This is a genomic window from Pectobacterium wasabiae CFBP 3304 (assembly GCF_001742185.1).
Taxonomy (GTDB): domain Bacteria; phylum Pseudomonadota; class Gammaproteobacteria; order Enterobacterales; family Enterobacteriaceae; genus Pectobacterium; species Pectobacterium wasabiae.
Genome location: NZ_CP015750.1, coordinates 3,730,495 through 3,750,495 on the forward strand (window position 1 = coordinate 3,730,495; position 20,001 = coordinate 3,750,495).

At 50.7% G+C, this 20,001-nt stretch carries 21 protein-coding genes; 14 read left to right on the forward strand and 7 right to left on the reverse strand.

What is annotated here, in order from left to right; all coding sequences use genetic code 11:
• Positions 1-25: 25 nt before the first annotated feature.
• On the reverse strand, positions 26-643 hold the full coding sequence (locus A7983_RS17020; RefSeq protein ID WP_005967331.1) for a glutathione S-transferase family protein: 618 nt from the start codon (positions 641-643) through the stop codon (positions 26-28).
• 142 nt (positions 644-785) lie between these two features.
• On the opposite strand from A7983_RS17020, the gene A7983_RS17025 reads away from it, so the two are divergent.
• From A7983_RS17025 to A7983_RS17040, 4 genes are all read left to right on the forward strand, one after another.
• The gene (locus A7983_RS17025; protein WP_005967332.1) at positions 786-1,631 is read left to right on the forward strand and encodes a MetQ/NlpA family ABC transporter substrate-binding protein; all 846 of its coding nucleotides are present in this window, start codon (positions 786-788) and stop codon (positions 1,629-1,631) included.
• A gap of 82 nt (positions 1,632-1,713) precedes the next feature.
• Positions 1,714-2,730, forward strand: coding sequence for a methionine ABC transporter ATP-binding protein (locus A7983_RS17030; protein ID WP_005967333.1), 1,017 nt, complete (start codon positions 1,714-1,716; stop codon positions 2,728-2,730).
• On the forward strand, positions 2,723-3,382 hold the full coding sequence (locus tag A7983_RS17035) for a methionine ABC transporter permease (RefSeq protein ID WP_005967334.1): 660 nt from the start codon (positions 2,723-2,725) through the stop codon (positions 3,380-3,382). Before A7983_RS17030 ends, A7983_RS17035 begins: the two co-directional genes overlap by 8 nt.
• Positions 3,383-3,668: 286 nt before the next feature.
• A complete protein-coding gene (locus A7983_RS17040; RefSeq protein WP_005967335.1) occupies positions 3,669-4,874 on the forward strand; it encodes a serine hydrolase in 1,206 nt (401 codons plus the stop codon).
• On the opposite strand, the gene deoR is transcribed toward A7983_RS17040, so the two are convergent.
• The 3 genes from deoR to A7983_RS17055 all read right to left on the reverse strand — a co-directional run bounded on the left by deoR (position 4,871) and on the right by A7983_RS17055 (position 8,372).
• A complete protein-coding gene (gene deoR / locus A7983_RS17045) occupies positions 4,871-5,644 on the reverse strand; it encodes a DNA-binding transcriptional repressor DeoR (protein ID WP_005967336.1) in 774 nt (257 codons plus the stop codon). The two genes, A7983_RS17040 and deoR, sit on opposite strands and share 4 nt — an antisense overlap.
• Positions 5,645-5,676: 32 nt before the next feature.
• A complete protein-coding gene (gene deoC, locus A7983_RS17050) occupies positions 5,677-6,345 on the reverse strand; it encodes a deoxyribose-phosphate aldolase (RefSeq protein WP_005967337.1) in 669 nt (222 codons plus the stop codon).
• Between the two features lie 338 nt (positions 6,346-6,683).
• Entirely contained in the window at positions 6,684-8,372 is a 1,689-nt protein-coding gene (locus tag A7983_RS17055; protein WP_039477396.1) for an aspartate:alanine antiporter, read from the reverse strand.
• A gap of 437 nt (positions 8,373-8,809) precedes the next feature.
• Between A7983_RS17055 and A7983_RS17060 the strand changes: the two genes are divergently transcribed.
• Entirely contained in the window at positions 8,810-9,181 is a 372-nt protein-coding gene (locus A7983_RS17060) for an inner membrane protein YbjM (RefSeq protein ID WP_005967339.1), read from the forward strand.
• A gap of 74 nt (positions 9,182-9,255) precedes the next feature.
• Here the strand turns inward: A7983_RS17060 and A7983_RS17065 are convergent, their stop codons facing one another.
• Positions 9,256-9,522, reverse strand: a complete 267-nt coding sequence (locus A7983_RS17065; RefSeq protein ID WP_005967344.1) for a GrxA family glutaredoxin — start codon at positions 9,520-9,522, stop codon at positions 9,256-9,258.
• 242 nt (positions 9,523-9,764) lie between these two features.
• Here A7983_RS17065 and nfsA point away from each other — a divergent pair, with 242 nt between their 5' ends.
• From nfsA to potI, 7 genes are all read left to right on the forward strand, one after another.
• Positions 9,765-10,484, forward strand: a complete 720-nt coding sequence (gene nfsA / locus A7983_RS17070; RefSeq protein WP_005967345.1) for an oxygen-insensitive NADPH nitroreductase — start codon at positions 9,765-9,767, stop codon at positions 10,482-10,484.
• 16 nt (positions 10,485-10,500) lie between these two features.
• Positions 10,501-11,412, forward strand: a complete 912-nt coding sequence (gene rimK / locus A7983_RS17075) for a 30S ribosomal protein S6--L-glutamate ligase (protein ID WP_005967346.1) — start codon at positions 10,501-10,503, stop codon at positions 11,410-11,412.
• A 279-nt stretch (positions 11,413-11,691) separates the two neighbouring features.
• A complete protein-coding gene (locus A7983_RS17080) occupies positions 11,692-12,171 on the forward strand; it encodes a type III secretion system chaperone family protein (RefSeq protein WP_039477206.1) in 480 nt (159 codons plus the stop codon).
• Positions 12,172-12,542: 371 nt separating this feature from the next.
• Positions 12,543-13,652, forward strand: a complete 1,110-nt coding sequence (gene potF / locus A7983_RS17085; protein WP_005967348.1) for a spermidine/putrescine ABC transporter substrate-binding protein PotF — start codon at positions 12,543-12,545, stop codon at positions 13,650-13,652.
• A 201-nt stretch (positions 13,653-13,853) separates the two neighbouring features.
• Positions 13,854-14,987 (forward strand): putrescine ABC transporter ATP-binding subunit PotG, encoded by a 1,134-nt coding sequence (potG, locus tag A7983_RS17090; RefSeq protein ID WP_005967349.1) that lies wholly within the window; start codon positions 13,854-13,856, stop codon positions 14,985-14,987.
• 14 nt (positions 14,988-15,001) lie between these two features.
• Positions 15,002-15,976 (forward strand): putrescine ABC transporter permease PotH, encoded by a 975-nt coding sequence (gene potH, locus A7983_RS17095; protein WP_005967350.1) that lies wholly within the window; start codon positions 15,002-15,004, stop codon positions 15,974-15,976.
• The gene (gene potI / locus A7983_RS17100; protein ID WP_005967351.1) at positions 15,973-16,818 is read left to right on the forward strand and encodes a putrescine ABC transporter permease PotI; all 846 of its coding nucleotides are present in this window, start codon (positions 15,973-15,975) and stop codon (positions 16,816-16,818) included. Before potH ends, potI begins: the two co-directional genes overlap by 4 nt.
• A gap of 27 nt (positions 16,819-16,845) precedes the next feature.
• Here potI and A7983_RS23975 read toward each other — a convergent pair whose 3' ends face one another.
• Complete coding sequence (locus A7983_RS23975; protein WP_156781737.1) at positions 16,846-16,989, reverse strand: hypothetical protein; 144 nt, start codon at positions 16,987-16,989, stop codon at positions 16,846-16,848.
• A 38-nt stretch (positions 16,990-17,027) separates the two neighbouring features.
• On the opposite strand from A7983_RS23975, the gene A7983_RS17105 reads away from it, so the two are divergent.
• Positions 17,028-17,480 carry a YbjO family protein gene (locus A7983_RS17105; protein WP_005967352.1) on the forward strand — a complete coding sequence of 151 codons (453 nt, stop codon included), beginning with the start codon at positions 17,028-17,030 and terminating at the stop codon, positions 17,478-17,480.
• A gap of 127 nt (positions 17,481-17,607) precedes the next feature.
• Positions 17,608-18,735 (forward strand): 23S rRNA (uracil(747)-C(5))-methyltransferase RlmC, encoded by a 1,128-nt coding sequence (gene rlmC / locus A7983_RS17110; protein WP_005967354.1) that lies wholly within the window; start codon positions 17,608-17,610, stop codon positions 18,733-18,735.
• A 384-nt stretch (positions 18,736-19,119) separates the two neighbouring features.
• On the opposite strand, the gene artJ is transcribed toward rlmC, so the two are convergent.
• Positions 19,120-19,851: an arginine ABC transporter substrate-binding protein gene (artJ, locus tag A7983_RS17115; RefSeq protein ID WP_005967357.1), complete on the reverse strand. Its 732-nt coding sequence runs from the start codon at positions 19,849-19,851 to the stop codon at positions 19,120-19,122.
• Positions 19,852-20,001 lie beyond the last annotated feature (150 nt).

The following is a 20,001-nucleotide window of genomic DNA, read 5'->3' on the forward strand; positions in this document are numbered from 1 at the left end:
GGCACCTTGCGGTGCCTGTGTTCACTCAAGACAGCGGGATCATGACGTGTTTCTGATACGCCGGGCGTTCGGTGAGTTGCTGATACCAGCGTTCCAGATGAGGATGTGCCTGCCGTTCAATCGACATATTCAGCCAGCCGTAGACAACGCAGCCTAACGGAATATCGCCAACGCCAAACCGATCGCCAGATAGCCACGGCTGATTAGCCAGAACGGTATCGACAATACCGAACAGACGTTCGCATTCAACGATGCCTTTCTGTACCAACGCCATATCGCGTTTTTCTGGCGCGACGCGCACCATATTGATGAATACTGGGCCGAAAGACGCCGCAAGCGAGCTGGTCCAGTCCATCCACTTTTCAGCATTTGCACGCTTGCCCGCATCGGTGAGATACAGCGAGTTTTGACCGTACTGCGCCGCCAGATAACGCACGATGGTATTGGATTCCCACAGCACCAGATCGTCGTCCTGCAAGCAGGGGATAAGGCCATTAGGGTTCATCGCCAGATAATCAGCATCATGGTTACGACCGAATTGTCCGCCAGCCGCGACATGTTGATAAGGCAGCGCAAGTTCTTCTGCACACCACAGGACTTTCTTTACGTTGGTCGAATTATCACGACCCCAAATCGTTATCATAGCTACCTCTTTCTTCGTTAAGTCATGCACGGTTATCCGCGACAGCCGATGAGAAATAATGATATGCCTTTTTAGTCTTTATGATTTAACTTGTCATTCTTAATAATGACAGCAAGTTACATTCAGACAGGAAAGTTACACCATGAAATTGACGCATTCTGTTCGTGTTGCACTGGGTATCACTCTGCTTGCCGCCGGTATGCAACTTGCTGTGGCAAGCAGCGATCCGCAGACGATCACGTTTGGCGTGGCACCGGGGCCGTATGGTGACATGGTGAACCTGGCGATCAAACCTGAGCTGGTGAAAAAAGGCTACAAGGTCGTGGTGCGTGAGTTCAGCGATTACGTTCAGCCTAATCTGGCGCTGGCCAACGGCAGCATCGACGCCAACCTTTTCCAGCATACGCTCTATTTAGAGAAATTCGCCGCCGATAAAGGGTTAAAAATTTCTCCGCTGATTATCGTACCGACGGCCAGCATGGGTTTCTATTCGAAGAAGATCACATCGCTGGATGAGCTGAAAAAAGGGGATGTGGTCACGCTCTCTAACGATGCCACCAATCTGGCGCGCGGCCTGCGCTTCCTGCAATCGATCGGGCTGGTTACGATTAAGGCCGATATCGATCCGACTAAGGCTTCAGAGAAAGATATTCTTGAAAATTCACGCGGGCTGGTCTTCAAACCGATGGAAGCGGCGCAACTGCCGCGTACCCTGGATAGCGTGACGGCATCGCTGGTGAACGGTAATTTTGCGCTGGCATCCGGCATGAAACTGTCGTCGGCCATCAAGCTGGAAACGCTGGACGAGAACCTGAAAAACATTATTGCCGTGCGTACCGACGATCTCGATAAGCCGTTCGTTAAAGACACTAAAGCAATTGTGGAGTCACCCGCTTATGCTGCGGTGATCAACGATCCAGCATTGATGTATAGCCAATTCCAGAAACCGGAGTGGATGCAGGCGAAAACGCCAGCGCCCGCCCAGTAAAGCTTCAGGTTGCACAACATACCATTTAGCCGGTCTATGACCGGCTTTCTTCCTGTGCGCTCTGGTCAGGAGTTTGCGGATAATGATTCAGTTAGAAGAGGTAAGCGTTGACTTCTCTCACGGGAAGCAGCCAGAAAATCGTGCGGTAGATAACGTATCGCTGCACATCCAGCGCGGAGAGGTTTACGGTATTGTTGGCACCAGCGGTGCGGGGAAAAGCACGCTGCTGCGAACCATCAATCTCTTGCAGCGACCGACATCAGGACGTGTACGTGTCAACGGTATACTCATCAGCGAATTAGTTGGGCAACCGCTGCGAGAACAGCGGCAAAAAATCGGCATGATCTTCCAGCATTTCAACCTGATGCAAACACGTACCGTGACAGAAAACGTCGCGTTCAGCCTGAAAGCCGCCGGAAAATCCAATGCAGAAATCGCTGTGCGCGTGCCGGAAATTCTGAATCTGGTTGGGCTGGTGGATAAAGCGTCGTCTTACCCGGCGCAGCTCAGCGGCGGTCAGAAACAGCGCGTGGGTATCGCCAGAGCGATTGCCAACGATCCTGAAGTTTTACTGTGCGATGAGCCAACCTCGGCGCTCGATTTGGAAACGTCAGCCGCTATTTTGGCGTTACTGAAAGAGATTAATGAGAAACTGGGTATTACCATCGTACTGATTTCTCATGAGATGAGCGTGATTAAGGCTGTCTGCGATCGGGTGGCGGTGATGACGGGCGGCCGCGTTGTGGAAGAGGGCGAGGTTTTCGATATCTTCGCTACGCCGCAGCACGCCTTTACACGCCAACTGGTGTCTCATACGTTGGATCTCGCGTTGCCGCCGCGTTTGCTGGTGGATTTGCAGGGCACATTATTGAAGATTCTGTTCGTTGGTGAATCGGCGGAGCAACCGGTGTTGTCGGATGTGGCGACGCGTTTTGGCGTATCCGTCAATATCCTGCATGGTAAGATCGAATACATCGGCAACCGTGCGTTAGGCATACTGGTTGCGCTATTGACTCATCCTTCCGACCTCGGAAAAGTGGCAGAAGCGGTGGAACATATTCAGGTAAGAACGGCGCATGTGGAGGTGTTACATGGCTGATTTATGGATCGATCTGGTCGCCGCGTTCGGTGAAACGTTCCAGATGGTAGGGATCTCCACGCTGTTTGCCGTGATCGGTGGTTTACCGCTGGGGCTGCTGATCTATGTTACGGACAAGAATCTGTTCTGGCAAAACCGCGCCGTCTATCTGTTTGGCACGGTGTTGGTGAATATCATTCGTTCTATTCCCTTCGTTATTCTGCTGGTGTTGCTGTTGCCGCTTACGCAGATTTTGTTGGGCAATACCATTGGTCCAGTGGCGGCGGCGGTGCCGATGTCGGTCGCGGCGATCGCATTCTATGCCCGTCTGGTGGATAGTGCGCTGCGTGAAATTGATCCCGGCATCGTGGAAGCGGCTGAAGCGTTCGGTGCCAGCCCAATGCGTATTATCGGCACGGTGCTGCTGCCAGAGGCAAAAGCGGGACTACTGCGTGGCCTGACAATTACGTTGGTAAGCCTCATCGGCTATTCGGCGATGGCGGGCATTGTCGGCGGCGGTGGCGTGGGTGATTTGGCGATCCGCTTCGGCTATTACCGATATGAAACCGAGGTCATGGTGATTACCGTGATTGCGCTGGTTATTCTGGTGCAGGTAGTACAGACATTGGGTGACGGATTGTCGAAACGTGCAGATAAGCGCGAACGCCGTTAAGGGTATTTTTCTGCGAGGCGCGAGGAAAGATTGCACTGCTATAGATCCTCGTGCCATTTGCTACTTCTTTGATAGGCGTGCCGCCTGAATTTTCAGATATTCCTTACTTGTCCCTAAGTCCTTTTTTTCTCTGCACTTTTTTAGACGCTTTCATTTCTTTGACTATCTTTACAGAATGAACGGTTTTCATCCTCGAGATGACGCGTTACTTTTGTATGTTACTAAAGTTTTCAAAATATATGAAAATTAAGAATTTTTAACGACTGATGGACATCGCGGCGAACTCATGAAAACAACCCCTTTTCTGACCAGACTCACGTCTTTTTCTGTAGGTACGGTATTGCTTGTTGGTTTGGTGCCATTTACCTATGCGGAACAGTTGCCTGCGGTGCCGCAGATTGACGCCAAAGCCTTTATCCTGATGGATCATGCCAGCGGTAAAGTGCTGGCGGAGAGCAACGCCGATGAGCGCCTTGATCCTGCCAGCCTGACCAAAATCATGGCGAGCTATGTGATTGGGCAGGCGATTAAATCCGGTAAGATTCGTCCGACGGATGAAGTGACTGTCGGAAAAGATGCCTGGGCAACCGGTAACCCAGCGCTGCGCGGTTCGTCGCTGATGTTCCTTAAGCCGGGCGATCGCATCCCCGTTTCTGAGTTAAATAAAGGTATTGTCATTCAGTCAGGTAATGATGCCAGTATCGCATTGGCGGATTACGTGGCGGGCAGTCAGGATGCGTTTGTCAGCCTGATGAACAATTATGCGAAAGCGCTTAACCTGACGAATACGCATTTCCTTACCGTACATGGCCTCGACGCGGCAGGGCAGTACAGCACCGCGCGTGACATGGCGCTGTTAGGACAGGCACTGATTCGAGATGTGCCAGAAGAGTACGCGCTGCACAAAGAAAAAGAGTTTACCTTTAATAACATTCGCCAGCCCAACCGTAATCGTCTGCTGTGGAGCACCAATCTGAATGTGGACGGCGTAAAAACCGGCCATACCAACGGAGCGGGGCACAATTTAGTGGCCTCGGCAACGGAAGGCAATATGCGCTTGATTTCCGTGGTGCTGGGGGCGCAAACGGATGCCATTCGTTTTCGTGAAAGCGAAAAACTGCTTACATGGGGCTTCCGCTTTTTTGAAACGGTAACACCTATCAAGGCGGATGCGCCTTTCACTACGCAACGGGTGTGGTTTGGTACTGAGAAAGAGGCACGGCTTGGCGTGGCGCAGGATGCCGCGTTGACCATCCCAAAAGGGCAGATGAAGAATCTGAAAGCCAGCTTCACGTTGAACCAACCGCAACTTTCTGCACCGCTTACCAAGAATCAGGTGGTTGGCACTATCGATTTCCAACTGGACGGAAAAAGCATTGGACAGCGTCAACTGGTGGCGATGGATGATATCCCCGAAGCGGGTTTCTTTAGTCGCCTCTGGGATACGGTGATGATGAAGGTTCAGCAGTGGTTCGGTGGGTTATTCGGTTAATTTCCTGGATGGATTAACTGAATGCCGTTGTCAGAGATGTAGCGTAGGTACTGTTCGTCCGGGGCGCTGTTGGAAATGATCGTATCAAACAGCGTCATCGGGCCGATACAGGCGCGTTTTATCTGACCGAACTTACTGCTATCTGCCACAATAATGATGCGTTGTGCGGTCGCCATCGCGCGTTGCTTCATGCCCAGCTCGGCAAAGTTAAAGCAGGTCGCTCCTGCGTTAAGCTCAATACCCGCCGCAGAAATAAACGCTTTATTTGGGCAGATGTTGTCCAGTTCACAGCGCTGGTTAAGCGGAGTAAAAATCGCGTTATCAGGATGATATTCCCCACCGCATAAAATCACTCGACATGCCTTTTTTTCCTGAAGCGCCAAAAAGGTGTTCAGAGAGTAGCAGATCGCGGTAAAAGGCAGCTCATCAGGTATCGCATCAATGATGAAGGGAATGGTGGTGCCACAATCAAAAAAAACGGTATCGTTTGCCTCCACCAGATGGGAAGCGGCAACACCGATAGCCTGCTTTTCTTTTACGTGCTTGGTCTGTTGGTCGGAGACAAAATAGTGAGTGGCTCCGTTATTCTTCAGATCGCTAACAACGTAGCCGCCGAGCAGTATGACGTTGGTGGAATCTGCATTCAGATCGCGGCGCACGGTCATCTCTGATACGCCGAGTAGCTGCGCGGCGTCTTTAAGATGGAGTCTATCGGTTTTCTTTAATGCCTGAGCCAGTCTGCCGATTCGTTCGTCGCGCCGCGTTTCCATAAAATTCCCTGCTAATAAGCTATTTTTCGTTGTTAGTAGTTTCCTGCTGCGGCAGCGTCGCCTGAAACGATAGCAACGCCTGAACTCGTGCCGATACGCGTAGCACCAGCTTCAATCATTCGTTGTGCCGTTTGGCGATCGCGAACCGCACCGGATGCTTTTACACCCATCTCGCTGCCGACCGTATTGCGCATCAGTCGAACATGTTCTTCGCGTGCGCCGCCGGTGCTGAAACCGGTAGACGTTTTGACGAATGCGACATTCAACTGACGGCATATTTCACACACCAGCACAATTTGTTCGTCATCAAGCAGACAGGTTTCCAATATTACCTTCAACGGTATAGCGGCGCAAACCTCACGCACGGCCTGAATATCTGCTTTGACGGCGTCAATCTTTCCGCTTTTCAGCCAGCCGACGTTAATCACCATGTCGATTTCCTGAGCGCCAGCGTCAATGGCTGACTTGGCCTCAAAAGCCTTGCTGGAGGTCAGGCCGGCGCCGAGAGGGAAACCGATCACGGAACACACTTGTACCTCTGAATCTTTCAGTTTCTCAGCGACTAAGGGAACGTAACCGGAATTAACACAGACGGCATAAAAACGGTGCGCTATCGCTTCTTCGCACAGCGTGATGATTTGCTGTTCGGTGGCATTGGCTGCCAGCAGTGTGTGGTCGATATAGCGTGCATAGTCAGTCATGGCGAATCCTTGGTGATGTCGATAAAAAATCGGATGCAATGATTATGACACTCAATGATTTTAATGTCGCAAAAATAACAAAGAAATTAACTTTTGTTATTTTAATAACAAAAAATGAAGCGAATGTGATGATGGTTGCATGAGGACGGGAAGAGGAAACGGCTTTGAATAGTGTATACCAGAAAAGAAAACGCCCATCGTTCTTGAACCTCAAAGGCGGGAACGATGGGCTTCCTCAATAAGGGGAATCAAAGAAAAGCAGTGGCACTTATTCAGACTATAGGCCAAATAAAAAGTTCTGACCTTTCTCGAAAAAATTCACAATTTTTTACCGGTTTTTAACCGGGTAATTCAGGCCAGATAACCACGATAAGTGAGCCTGCTAATGTGAATAGCACGTTAGCGATGGCATAGGTACCCGCATAGCCGAGTGCGGGAATATTACTGCGTGCCGTATCGCTGATGATCTCCATGGCTGGCGCACAGGTGCGAGCGCCCATCATGGCACCAAACAGCAGTGCCCGGTTCATTTTCAATACATACGCGCCGAACAGAAAACAAATTACCACCGGCACCAGGCTGACAATCAGCCCTGAAGCCAGCATCTGGATGCCGACTTCTCCCAGGCTGCTGTTGATGGTGCTACCGGCACTCAGACCAACCCCCGCCATAAAGACCATCAAGCCAAATTCTTTGACCATATTGAGGGCACCTTGCGGAATATAGCCGAAGGTAGGGTGGTTGGCGCGCAGGAATCCCAGCATAATACCCGCGAAAAGCAACCCGGCAGCATTACCGATGCCGAATGTGAAATTGCTGAATTGGATGGTGATCAGCCCGACCATCACGCCGATAACGAAAAAAGCGCAGAAGGCCAAGAGATCGGTGACCTGACTGTGGATAGAAATAAACCCGATTCTGTCGGCAATGCTTTTCACCCGGCGGGCGTCACCGCTGACCTGCAAGATATCACCTTTATTCAGCACGACGTTATCGTCAATCGGCATTTCGATCTGGCTGCGGACGATACGGTTAAGGAAACAGCCGTGATCGGTCAGCTTCAACTGGCTCAGGCGCTTGCCGACGGCATTGTGATTCTTGACGACGACCTCTTCCGTCACGATGCGCATGTCCAGCAAATCGCGGTCGAAAACCTCCTTACCATCGCGGAAATTGGAGTTCAGACGAGAGTGCGCATCGGGATAACCGACCAGTGCGATCTCATCGCTGATTTGCAAGACGGCATCACCGTCGGGGTTTGCCAGGATTCCGTTGCGTCGAATGCGCTCAATGTAGCAACCGGTCTGACGATAGATCCCCAGTTCGCGCAAATTTTTGCCCGCCGCCCAGTCAACCAGTTCTGGCCCGACGCGATAGGCGCGAATCACTGGCAAATACACTTTTCTTTGGCTGTCTACATCCAGCCCGCGCTCGCGCGCAATTTGCTGCGCACTAGTAGGGAGATCCTGATGTTGGAGTTTGGGCAGATAGCGTGCACCAAAAATGAGGCTGACCAGCCCAACCAGATACGTTAGCGCATAGCCTAGGCTCAAATGATCTTGTTCAATACCGAGTTGACCACCCAGGCTGGCGGTATTGCGCAACGTGTCACCTGCACCGACCAATACCGGCGTTGATGTCATAGAGCCGGCCAGCATCCCTGCTGTCAGGCCGATTCCCCAGCCAAAGAGTTTGCCTAAGCCTAATGCCAGTAACATGGCGCTGCCGACCATCACCAGCGCCAGCATGAAATAATTTTTTCCGTCGCGGAAGAAAATGGAAAAGAAATTCGGCCCAGCTTCCACTCCGACACAAAAAATAAATAACATAAAACCGAGACTCAGCGCTTCGGTATTAATCGAGAAATGTTGTTGCCCGAGTAATAAAGAAACCACTAAAACGCCAATGGAATTACCGAGTTGTACTGGGCCGAAGCGCAACTTCCCCAGACAGAGTCCTAATGAAAGAACTACAAATAAAAGCAGGATGTAATTACCGTTTAACAAATCAGCGACGTTTATATTCATGAAATGTAACTTGTTGTTTACCAGTAAGTTCTTGATGTTATTCATTATAGCGGCTAGATTTAGCCATGAAATACATGAATTCCCGTGACGGTATGCAATACACGTCAGCTGAAAGGAATCAGCCTCACCAAGTATAATTTATCCGATAAAATTGTTCAGTGTAATTATTGTTTAATTTAATGATTGTGGTGTCGCTATTGATGAAATATGGCGGGTTATCGTCTTTTTCTGCGAGCAACCTGAGCGTCGAATAAATCGTAGCGAAGCCTCATGTTTTTCATATCGGGGAATAGATACACCTTAAATAATTCGAGTTTCAGGCAACCAATGTCCATGCAACTTGAAGTATGACGGGTATAACCAATCATTTTTACCATACCGCATGTTCTTGGTATCGGATTGATGCAGGTTGGGAGGCATATTGAGAGGGGCGGTTTATGACACGAAATAAAGGTTGGATCAGCGCGATCTGCTGTTTTCTATTATTCACCATAGTGTTTCTCAGTCAAAAAATTGACGTATCGGATGTCGCGGTGAACGACGGATTGCGCGGTAGTCCTGGTATGCTGCTCTTTCTGCTGCCGGGTATGGTTGCCTGTCTTCTTTCTGCACGTGGCCGCTTGCTTTACCCGCTGTTTGGCGCACTGGCGGCGATGCCCGTGTGCTTACTGGTGCTCCATCTGTGGAATACGCCGATGCGTTCTTTCTGGCAAGAACTGGCTTATGTGATGAGTGCGGCCTTTTGGTGCGTATTGGGTTCGATGGGCGCACTGTGTTTGCGTAGCTTATATCGACGCTATCTTCGTTGAATTAGAGCTGAAGACGACCTATAAAATAAAAAAGCGCGGACGTTCGCCGCGCTATCGTCCGGCCAGTCTGATGATTATGACTGAAACAGGGATAGATGCTCTTTGGCATAGGCTTCAAAATCGGTGCAGCCGCCAATGTGTTTTTCATCCAGGAAAATCTGCGGTACGGTTTCAACTGGTTTACCTACCGTTTTGGACAAATCCTCTTTTGAGATACCTTCTGCGTGGATGTCTACATAGCGGAAGCTGAAATCATCACGTTGCTCGGTTAGTTTCTCTGCCAGTTCTTTCGCACGTACACAATAAGGGCAAGCTGGGCGCCCGAAAATTACAGCGAACATGTAAACTCCTTTGTAAAATTAGAAAAATGCTCTCATTCTGGAAACGTGTAGCGTGACGCTGGTTGCACATAAGGTCACGGCCAAAAGTGTTACGGTTAATGAGGTTACTGCGAATGGCGTTACTATGCCCGCATTCATCGATGAAAAAAAGTAGTCATTACCTGTTACAACGATTTGTTCAATCTATTAGGTTACACCCAATGAACCAAATAGATGTACTTTACTGACCCAAGGATGCCAGCGTGACACCGACCATTGATTTACTAAAACGCCACCGTTCTATCCGCGCGTTTACCTCTCAGACCGTGACAGATGAACAACGCCACGCCATCATTACTTCCGCACAGAGCGCGTCTAGCTCCAGCTTTTTACAATGCAGTACGATTATCCGCATTACCGATCCTGTCGTGCGTGAAACGCTGGTTCACTATACTGGCGAGCAAGGTTATGTGGCTCAGGCCGCGGAGTTTTGGGTCTTTTGTGCCGATTTTCATCGGCATGTGGAAATCTTCCCACAGGCTGAAACCGGGCTGGCCGAGCAGTTGCTGATTGGCTGTGTCGATACCGCTATCATGGCGCAGAACGCACTAGTCGCTGCTGAATCGCTAGGGCTCGGTGGGGTTTTTATCGGTGGGATCCGCAATCGCATTGCTGACGTGACGCGGTTACTGCAATTGCCGACGCAGGTGATACCGCTGTTTGGCTTGTGTCTGGGGCACCCGGACGCCGAACCGTTGCTGAAACCGCGCATGCCAACGGCCATGATGCTGCATGAAAATGTTTATCAGCCGCTCGATCGTGATGTGTTGGCACAATACGATAAGCAAATGGTGGAGTATTACCTGCAGCGCACCAGTCGCCGTCGTGAAAGCTGGAGTGAACACGTTGAACTGACGCTGAAAAAAGAGTTGCGTCCATTCATGCTGGATTACTTACATCAACAAGGATGGGCGATACGCTAGTATCGGTAGGATATTTATGAAGATAGCCATTCTGTCTCGTGATGGAGCGTTATATTCCTGCAAACGCCTGCGTGAAGCCGCCGAGGCGCGTAAGCATAGCGTTGAGATTATCGATCCGCTTTCCTGCTATATGAATATTAATCCGGCGGCACCGTCGGTGCATTACCGTGGACGCCGGCTGGATAAATACGATGCGATTATTCCGCGTATTGGCTCACAGATTACATTTTATGGCACGGCGGTACTGCGCCAGTTTGAAATGCTGGGGAGTTACCCGCTGAATAATTCTGTTGCGGTGATCCGCGCCCGTGACAAACTTCATTCACTGCAATTGCTTGCCCGTGAAGGGATTGACCTGCCGATTACCGGATTTGCTCATTCACCGGATGATACTGGCGATCTGATCGCGATGGTGGGTGGAGCACCGCTGGTCGTGAAGCTGGTAGAGGGTACGCAGGGGATTGGCGTGGTATTGGCGGAGACACGTCAGGCGGCGGAAAGTGTGATTGATGCCTTTCGCGGGCTGAATGCGCATATTCTGGTGCAGGAATATGTGAGTGAAGCGCAGGGTAAAGATATCCGCTGCCTGGTGATCGGTAATCGGGTGGTTGCGGCGATAGAACGGCAGGCGAAGGCGGGGGAGTTCCGTTCAAACCTGCATCGTGGCGGATCGGCGAATAACGTGAAAATTACCGCACAGGAGCGTGCGATTGCTATCAAGGCGACGAAAACGCTGGGGCTGAATGTGGCGGGTGTCGATATTTTGCGCGCAGAACGCGGGCCGCTGGTAATGGAAGTGAATGCTTCGCCGGGGCTGGAAGGGATTGAAACGACGACCGGGTTCGACATTGCGGGCATGATGATTGAGTTTATTGAGCAAAATACTCAGAGGCGTGTCGCAACATCGGCAACAATAAGTAAAAGTTAGCTTTCTGAAACCGAGACTGCGCCGTAAAATACGGCGTTTTCCATTGGCGCGTGGGCATTGGCGGCGGTCATGACGGTGCGACGTCGTGTGGCGGAACGAGGAAAACGGGCCGTGGTGCGCTTTTATCATGGCATCGTTGCATAATATTCCGTAAGCTATGTGCCGTTTTTAAGATGGTTTCTGTTTTGAGACTGTCTCTGTTTTAACATCGCTTCTGTGCGAGTGGTGTTCTCTTTTCAACAACGCTGTCTTTACGGTGGCAAGTATGAGGCAAACATGATGGATTCACTCATCGTCCCGGATTTGGCTATGCTACGGCGGTGGCTGGATCAACTAAACATTCTGTATTTCGAGTGTGATTCCTGTCAGGCGCTCCATCTTCCTCATATGCAAAATTTTGATGGCGTGTTCGATGCGAAAGTTGATCTGGTAGATAACGTGATCTTGTTTTCCGCACTTGCCGAAGTGAAGCCCAGCGCACTGATCCCTTTGGTTGGCGATCTGAGCCAAATCAACGCCAGCTCCTTGACCGTCAAGGCGTTTATCGACGTTCAGGACGATAACCTGCCGAAGTTGATTGTTTGCCAATCGGTTAGCGTTGCCGCAGGTATGGCGTTGGAACAGTTCAGACATTTCATGCAGCAATCTGAAGAGCAGATCTCAATGGTGATCCTTGAGGCTAGTGCTAATAATCTGCTGTTTATCGGCGAAGAAGAAGATGGCTCTGCTGCCAGAGTTACAACCTCACATTTGCATTGATACGGTTGCTGCCAACGGCAGCAATTGGTTTTACTTATTCTCCTTTCACCGCCATTTATTCTGGCTATTCCGCCTTATTGCCAGATATTTCTCTTTGTTTGTCGCTAAACGCCCTCATCACATCGATAAAATGTGAATAAATAATCGTTAAAACCCATTTTTTACGTTCAAGTATGGTGTGCATGATGTTGTGGGGTTATGCTTTATTCCTGTAAGCGACAGACTGTCGAATCAGGGCTATGTCTGTGTATGCGCGAATAAAATTGGTGCATATTTATTCACCGGTTTGATAGCGCGGCAGGCTATAGTTTGTATCGGAACGATATATACATACTCCCATGAATCACCCCCTTGAATGGAGGAAGGAACGGATGTTCACCCAACGTAAAAAATGGCTATCGGGTGTTGTTACCGGCTTGCTGATGGCCGCGTCCGTCACCGCATCTGCGGAAGAGAAAACGCTGCATGTTTATAACTGGTCCGACTATATCGCACCAAACACGTTAGCCAATTTCCAGAAAGAAACCGGTATTAAGGTCGTCTATGACGTGTTTGACTCCAACGAAGTGTTGGAAGGCAAGCTCATGGCGGGCAGCACGGGTTTTGATCTGGTGGTGCCTTCTGCCAGCTTCCTTGAGCGCCAGCTCTCAGCGGGAGTTTTTCGGCCATTAGACAAGAGTAAGCTACCGAATTACAAAAATCTGGATCCTGAGCTGATGAAGTTGATTGCTCAGCACGATCCCGATAACAAATATGCTTTACCTTATCTGTGGGCGACCACGGGTATTGGCTATAACGTCGAGAAAGTCAAAGCGGCGCTGGGTGCCGATGCGCCTGTTGATAGCTGGGATCTGGTGCTGAAGCCAGAGAATCTGGAAAAGCTGAAAAGCTGCGGGGTTTCTTTCCTGGATGCGCCAGAAGAGATCTTTGCCACCGTATTAAACTATCAGGGTAAAGATCCGAACAGCACCAAACCGGGTGATTACAGCACATCAGCGACCGATCTGCTGCTGAAACTGCGTCCGAGTATTCGTTATTTCCATTCGTCGCAATATATCAACGATCTGGCGAACGGCGACATCTGCGTTGCCGTAGGCTGGGCGGGCGATATCATGCAGGCGGGGAATCGTGCGAAAGAAGCGAAGAACGGCGTCAATATCCAATACAGTATTCCGAAGGAAGGCGCGTTGGCATTCTTTGATGTCCTTGCCATCCCGAAAGATGCTAAAAATCTGGATGAAGCCTATGCGTTTCTGGATTACCTGATGAAGCCGGAAGTGATGGCTGAGATCAGTAATCACACCTATTACGCCAGCGGTAATCTTGCATCCTTGCCTTTGGTGAACGAAGAAATTCGTAACAACCCTGGTGTCTACCCGCCTGCGGATGTGCGTGCCAAAATGTTTACGCTCAAGGTGCAATCTCCTCAGATCGACCGTACACGTACTCGAGCATGGACTAAGGTTAAGAGCGGTAAATAACGGCTTTGGTCTAATGTGATACCCCATATAAGCCGAGTGCCATAGCGCGCTCGACTTATAGAAGGCGTTAAATGTGGCAAAGAACAGGCGGATGATCCGCCTGTTTGCGCTCTATATTGTGTCACACTGCTGAACGTAAAAACGCCTAATCGTGGCGTCAGCGGTGTGACTTGTTCTGCTTTTGCCGGAGAGCAATGCGAAGTGAATGACGCGATCCCACGCCCTCAATCAAAACCTCAAAAAGCGGCCACACCGCTGCTGGAAGTGCGTAACCTGACGAAGTCGTTCGATGGTCAGGCCGCTGTCGATGATGTCAGCCTGACGATTTATAAAGGCGAAATTTTTGCTCTGCTGGGCGCATCTGGCTGTGGGAAATCCACGCTGCTGCGTATGCTGGCAGGTTTTGAACTCCCCACTCAGGGGCAGATTTTTCTGGATGGTCAGGATTTGTCATTGGTGCCGCCTTACCAGCGTCCCATCAATATGATGTTCCAGTCTTATGCGCTGTTCCCACATATGACGGTGGAAAAGAATATTGCGTTTGGTTTGAAACAGGACAAGCTGCCGCGTGCTGAAATCAAAGATCGCGTGGAAGAGATGCTGTCGTTGGTGCATATGCAGGAGTTTGCCAATCGTAAACCGCATCAGCTTTCCGGCGGTCAGCGTCAGCGTGTTGCGCTGGCACGGAGTCTGGCGAAGCGTCCAAAACTGCTGTTGTTAGACGAGCCGATGGGGGCGCTGGACAAAAAATTGCGTGACCGCATGCAGCTTGAAGTGGTTGATATTCTGGAACGCGTAGGGGCGACCTGTGTGATGGTGACGCACGATCAGGAAGAAGCCATGACCATGGCAGGACGTATTGCCATCATGAATCGCGGCAAGTTCGTACAGATTGGCGAGCCCGAAGAGATTTATGAGCACCCGAATACGCGTTTCAGTGCGGAATTTATCGGCTCGGTCAATATGTTTGAAGGGATATTGCAGGAGCGTCAGGACGAGGCACTGATCATCAAAAGTCCTGGATTGGTGCATCCGCTGAAGGTGGATTCGGATGTCTCGGTAGTGGATGGTGTTCCGGTTTACATCGCGTTGCGCCCTGAAAAAATCATGCTGTGCGAAGAGGTTCCGGCTGACGGCTGTAATTTCGCGGTGGGCGAAGTTGTGCACATCGCTTATCTGGGCGATTTGTCGATTTACCACGTCAGGCTCAACAGTGGGCAAACTATCAGCGCACAGTTACAAAATGCCTACCGCTATCGCAAAGGTACACCGACCTGGGGAGATGAGGTTCGGCTGTGTTGGGATGCGGATAGCTGTGTGGTTCTGACGGTGTAACGAGGAAGAATGTCATGACTTTATTTCCCGAACGCCACACGGCGGAACCACCGGGCAAGGCCAAACTCTGGCTGCGTGTGCTGATGGCGCGCTGGCGTCAAAAACACGGGCGCAAGTTGGTTATCGCGCTGCCGTATGTGTGGCTGTTGCTGCTGTTTATGCTGCCGTTCCTGATCGTGTTCAAAATCAGTTTCGCAGAGATGGCGCGTGCGATTCCGCCTTATACCGATCTGGTTTCCTGGATGGATGGCAGGCTGGATATTTCCCTGAATCTTGGGAATTACCTGCACTTGTTGGACGATCCGCTGTATTTCGATGCCTATATGCAATCGCTTCAGGTTGCGGCTGTATCAACGCTGTGCTGCCTGTTTATTGGTTATCCATTGGCCTGGGCTGTCGCGCACAGTAAACCTTCAACGCGTAATATCCTGCTATTACTGGTTATTCTGCCGTCATGGACGTCATTTCTGATCCGCGTCTACGCCTGGATGGGGATTCTGAAAAGTAACGGTATCCTGGGTATCCTGAATAACTTCCTACTGTGGCTGGGTATGATTGATGAACCGTTGGTTATTTTGCACACCAATCTGGCGGTTTACATTGGCGTTGTGTATTCCTATTTGCCGTTTATGGTGTTGCCTATCTATACCGCGCTGACGCGGCTGGACTACTCACTCGTGGAAGCGTCATTAGATCTGGGCGCTAGGCCACTGAGAACCTTTTTCAGCGTGATCGTCCCGCTAACGAAAGGCGGAATTATTGCAGGATCGATGCTGGTGTTCATCCCGTCGGTGGGAGAATACGTGATTCCAGAACTGCTCGGTGGGCCAGATAGCATCATGATTGGCCGTATTCTGTGGCAGGAGTTCTTCAATAACCGCGATTGGCCGGTGGCATCCGCTGTCGCGATCGTCATGCTGTTGCTGTTGATTATGCCGATTATGTGGTTCCATAAACATCAGAGCAAAACCGCGGAGGGGGAAGCGTGAATAATTTACCTGTTGTTCGCTCGCCGTGGCGTATTGTGATTTTGGTGCTGTGTTTTACCTTCCTCTATGCGCCGATGCTGATGCTGGTGATCTATTCGTTCAACAGCTCCAAGCTGGTTACCGTATGGGCTGGGTGGTCGACGCGCTGGTATATCGAGCTGTTTCACAATACGGCGATGATCAGTGCAGTGCTCCTGAGCCTGACGATTGCTGCCGCTTCGGCAACAATGGCTGTGATCCTTGGGACTATCGCCGCCGTCGTGATGGTGCGTTTTGGCCGTTTCCGTGGGGCTAATGGTTTTGCGTTTATGCTGACGGCACCGCTGGTGATGCCGGATGTGATTACCGGTCTGTCGCTGCTATTGCTCTTTGTTGCTTTAGGTCATGCGATTGGGTGGCCAGCGGAAAGGGGAATGTTCACTATCTGGCTGGCGCATGTGACGTTCTGTACCGCGTATGTCACTGTGGTGATCAGCGCGCGCCTGCGGGAACTGGATCGTTCGATTGAAGAAGCAGCGATGGATTTGGGCGCGAACCCGCTCAAAGTCTTCTTCATTATCACGGTGCCGATGATTGCTCCTGCGCTACTTTCCGGTTGGCTGCTGGCGTTTACGCTGTCGCTGGACGATCTGGTTATCTCCAGCTTCGTGGCGGGGCCGGGTTCGACAACGTTGCCTATGCTGGTGTTCTCCAGCGTAAGAATGGGCGTTAATCCACAAATTAACGCATTGGCTTCTCTGATATTGTTAGTCGTTGGTATTATTGGGTTTATCGCCTGGTGGTTTATGGCAAGAGCAGAGAAGCAGCGCTATCGTGATATGCAAAAAGCGAGACGTGGCTGATTCGATTTCACTCCATAATTTGCTAGCCTAGCGAAGATTTTCCAGCAACGCCGCCAGAGGATGGGGGCGTTGTTGTTTTATATGGCTATCACGTTTTACATCCGTACCACGTTTTATATTGGCATCGACATTTATATTGGTGCTGTATTTTTGGCCGATCAATGGCCGCATGAAGGGAGATCGTTGAAATTCTGTATACGAAGAAGGAAATGACGCAACGCAAAGTTTATGCCCCGGTGCCAGTGATGGTGGCGGGGATTGCGATTATTGCTACCCGTTTTTTGGGGATTGTGTTGTTGGTATGGGAGTTAGGCCTAAGTGATTTAAGCGGCTGGATTGGCAGCACCTCGGAGGCCTGGGATTCGACACTGGTATTATTGTTATCGCTCGTTATCGTCGGTGTTGAAATTCGCTGTGGCTTTGCTGTTTTGGCCGGTGCGAACTGGGGACGATGGGGTTATGTCGCCTGTCAGGGGCTGGTGGTGTGCTATCTACTTCTCGCATCCCTGAGCGAATTTATGCCAGCGATATTCCATATTTCAGGGGAAAATAACGCTGCTGTGCTACATCAACTCCTGCTACAAAAGATCCCGGATCTTTTGGTTATGGTTTTACTGTTTCTACCACGACGCAGTAAGCGATTTTTTCTGCGCCAGAAATAGAGATGTCTCTCTCCTGAGCCAGTCGGTTGCTGGCGTCGCCCATAAGCGAACGAAAAGGTCGCAGGGTGATGCCGTCAGGATGGTATAATCCTTTCATTCTGTATTTCTTCTTATAGTTAGATTGTCTATGCATTGTGCCCGCTACAGCACGGGAACCTGTCGTTCCTGCCAATGGCTGGAAAAAGCCTACCCACAGCAATTGTCTGATAAGCAGCAGCACCTTGAAGGCTTGTTACAATCACATGCCGTACAGCGCTGGTTACCCGTGCAACCTTCTGCGCAGTCTGCATTTCGTAATAAAGCCAAAATGGTGGTGAGTGGTAGCGTGGAGCGCCCGCTGTTGGGGATGTTACACCGTGATGGAACCGCAGTGGATCTCTGCGATTGCCCGCTTTATCCGTCCAGTTTCTTGCCAGTTTTCGACGTGCTTAAAGCCTTCATTGCCCGTGCGGGGCTGACGCCTTATAACGTGGCGCGCCGACGTGGAGAACTGAAATACCTGCTGCTGACGGAAAGTACGCAGCACGGTACGTTCATGCTGCGCTTCGTCTTGCGCTCGGAAGCCAAGCTGGTACAGCTACGTGCCGCATTGCCCTGGCTACAGCAGCAGTTACCCCAGCTTGAGGTGATATCCGTCAATATCCAGCCCGTGCATCAGGCGATTATGGAAGGGAAAACGGAGATTATCCTGAGTGACGCTGCGGCGCTGACTGAACAGTTTAATCAGGTGCCGCTGTATATCCGCCCGCAAAGTTTCTTCCAGACAAACCCACTGGTGGCAGCGGCGCTGTATGCGACGGCACGCGACTGGGTTGCAGAATTGAATATTACCAGTATGTGGGATCTGTTTTGCGGGGTAGGGGGTTTTGGCCTGCACTGTGCATCACCCGAGATGCGTTTAACGGGCATTGAAATCAGCGCTGAAGCAATAGCCTGTGCGCGTCGCTCCGCAGAACAGTTGGGGCTAAAGCAGGTGGAATTTCAGGCGCTGGATTCCACGCAGTTCGCGACAGGTAAAGCGGAAATCCCCGATCTGGTGCTGGTCAACCCGCCGCGCCGTGGCATCGGCAGCGAACTGTGCGCCTACCTGAGCCGGATGGCACCGGACTATATTCTCTATTCCAGTTGTAACGCTGAAAGCATGGCAAAAGACATGACGGAACTGGCGAATTACCGCGCGCTGCGCGTACAACTGTTCGATATGTTCCCGCACACGGCGCACTACGAAGTACTGACGTTATTGAAGCGCGCTTGATAAGCGATAACTGTATGTAATAAAAAATATCTCGGTAGCAATTTACTACGTTGTTGTATCCATGTTCGACAGTATGAAAGTTTCGGGCGTGTCAATTCTAGTGCTTTTCTATGATTTCATCACATGCCCGACAAGGAGCGCTCAATTGCCGCAGCTCCTTGACCACTGGCTTTTGGCGTGAATTGCGCCGCTGCGCGGTGCCTTCGGTGATCGTTCCCGCTTTTCGAGCCGCCAGTGACGCGTTCCCGACGCGGCACTGTCTTTCGCGGCGTCCTGCCGCTCACTGACGGTAACGATCACCTCAGCGCAATTTTTTACGCCTGGACGACAAAAGCGGCGTTATATGCATGATTTCATACGATATCGCGCCGCGCAGACCGAACCTTATTGCGGGAACCACTTGTCGTTGATGGTTTTATAAGTGCCGTCCGCTTTGATAGCGTCCAGCGCTTTATTCAGTTTCTCCAACAGCGTTTTGTCATCGGGGCGAACGGCGATGCCCAGTCCGGTGCCGAAGTATTCCGCGTCAGTCACATGCTCGCCAACCGTTGCCAGTTCAGGGCTCGCCTTGATCCATTCGTTGACGACGGCGGTATCACCGAATACGCCGTCGATACGGCCATTCTTCAGATCCAGCACTGCATTCTGATAGCTGTCATAAGAGACAGTTTGTACTTCTGGGTGCTTATCGTGCATGTATTTCTGGTGTGTCGTGCCATTTTCCATACCGATACGTTTGCCTTTCATCGCGGCAAAGTCGCTGAATTTCCCTTTTTGCGCGATAACCACGGCAGAGTTGGCATAGTAGGGCTGGGTGAACGCCACTTGCTTGCTACGCTCTGGCGTGATGTCCATACCGGAAATCACCGCGTCATAGCGGCGGAATTTCAGCGCAGGGATCAGGCTATCAAACGCCTGATTGGTGAATGTACAGGTGGCTTGCATTTGTTTGCACAGTGCTTTCGCCAGATCCATATCGAAGCCGACAATTTCGTTGCTGGCATCCAGTGACTCAAAGGGTGGGTAGGTGGCCGATGACGCAAAACGGATGGTGTCTGCGGCGGTGGCGCTGAAGGTGATTCCTGCCAGTAAGGTGGCGAGTACTAATTTTTTCATTACCTACTCCTGTCTGTTTTTCTTATACGGTAGACTTGCGGAAGTATTCCGGCGTCATGGTAATCACCATGCCAGCAATTGAATTTATATGCAATTAAAATGATTAATAAATCGATATATTGCATATTTTTACATCAGCAGGTAATAAAA

What these genes read in the sequence shown, in the direction of transcription:
- A7983_RS17035 (WP_005967334.1), top strand. Translation starts at nt 2,723, where the DNA reads ATGGCTGATTTATGGATCGATCTGGTCGCCGCGTTCGGTGAAACGTTC.
- A7983_RS17065 (WP_005967344.1), bottom strand. Translation starts at nt 9,522, where the DNA reads ATGTTCGCTGTAATTTTCGGGCGCCCAGCTTGCCCTTATTGTGTACGT.
- potH (WP_005967350.1), top strand. Translation starts at nt 15,002, where the DNA reads ATGACTTTATTTCCCGAACGCCACACGGCGGAACCACCGGGCAAGGCC.
- artJ (WP_005967357.1), bottom strand. Translation starts at nt 19,851, where the DNA reads ATGAAAAAATTAGTACTCGCCACCTTACTGGCAGGAATCACCTTCAGC.
- A7983_RS17060 (WP_005967339.1), top strand. Translation starts at nt 8,810, where the DNA reads ATGACACGAAATAAAGGTTGGATCAGCGCGATCTGCTGTTTTCTATTA.
- rlmC (WP_005967354.1), top strand. Translation starts at nt 17,608, where the DNA reads ATGCATTGTGCCCGCTACAGCACGGGAACCTGTCGTTCCTGCCAATGG.
- deoC (WP_005967337.1), bottom strand. Translation starts at nt 6,345, where the DNA reads ATGACTGACTATGCACGCTATATCGACCACACACTGCTGGCAGCCAAT.
- A7983_RS17055 (WP_039477396.1), bottom strand. Translation starts at nt 8,372, where the DNA reads ATGAATATAAACGTCGCTGATTTGTTAAACGGTAATTACATCCTGCTT.
- A7983_RS17020 (WP_005967331.1), bottom strand. Translation starts at nt 643, where the DNA reads ATGATAACGATTTGGGGTCGTGATAATTCGACCAACGTAAAGAAAGTC.
- deoR (WP_005967336.1), bottom strand. Translation starts at nt 5,644, where the DNA reads ATGGAAACGCGGCGCGACGAACGAATCGGCAGACTGGCTCAGGCATTA.
- A7983_RS17080 (WP_039477206.1), top strand. Translation starts at nt 11,692, where the DNA reads ATGGATTCACTCATCGTCCCGGATTTGGCTATGCTACGGCGGTGGCTG.
- A7983_RS17030 (WP_005967333.1), top strand. Translation starts at nt 1,714, where the DNA reads ATGATTCAGTTAGAAGAGGTAAGCGTTGACTTCTCTCACGGGAAGCAG.
- A7983_RS17105 (WP_005967352.1), top strand. Translation starts at nt 17,028, where the DNA reads ATGACGCAACGCAAAGTTTATGCCCCGGTGCCAGTGATGGTGGCGGGG.
- rimK (WP_005967346.1), top strand. Translation starts at nt 10,501, where the DNA reads ATGAAGATAGCCATTCTGTCTCGTGATGGAGCGTTATATTCCTGCAAA.
- A7983_RS23975 (WP_156781737.1), bottom strand. Translation starts at nt 16,989, where the DNA reads ATGCGGCCATTGATCGGCCAAAAATACAGCACCAATATAAATGTCGAT.
- A7983_RS17040 (WP_005967335.1), top strand. Translation starts at nt 3,669, where the DNA reads ATGAAAACAACCCCTTTTCTGACCAGACTCACGTCTTTTTCTGTAGGT.
- A7983_RS17025 (WP_005967332.1), top strand. Translation starts at nt 786, where the DNA reads ATGAAATTGACGCATTCTGTTCGTGTTGCACTGGGTATCACTCTGCTT.
- potF (WP_005967348.1), top strand. Translation starts at nt 12,543, where the DNA reads ATGTTCACCCAACGTAAAAAATGGCTATCGGGTGTTGTTACCGGCTTG.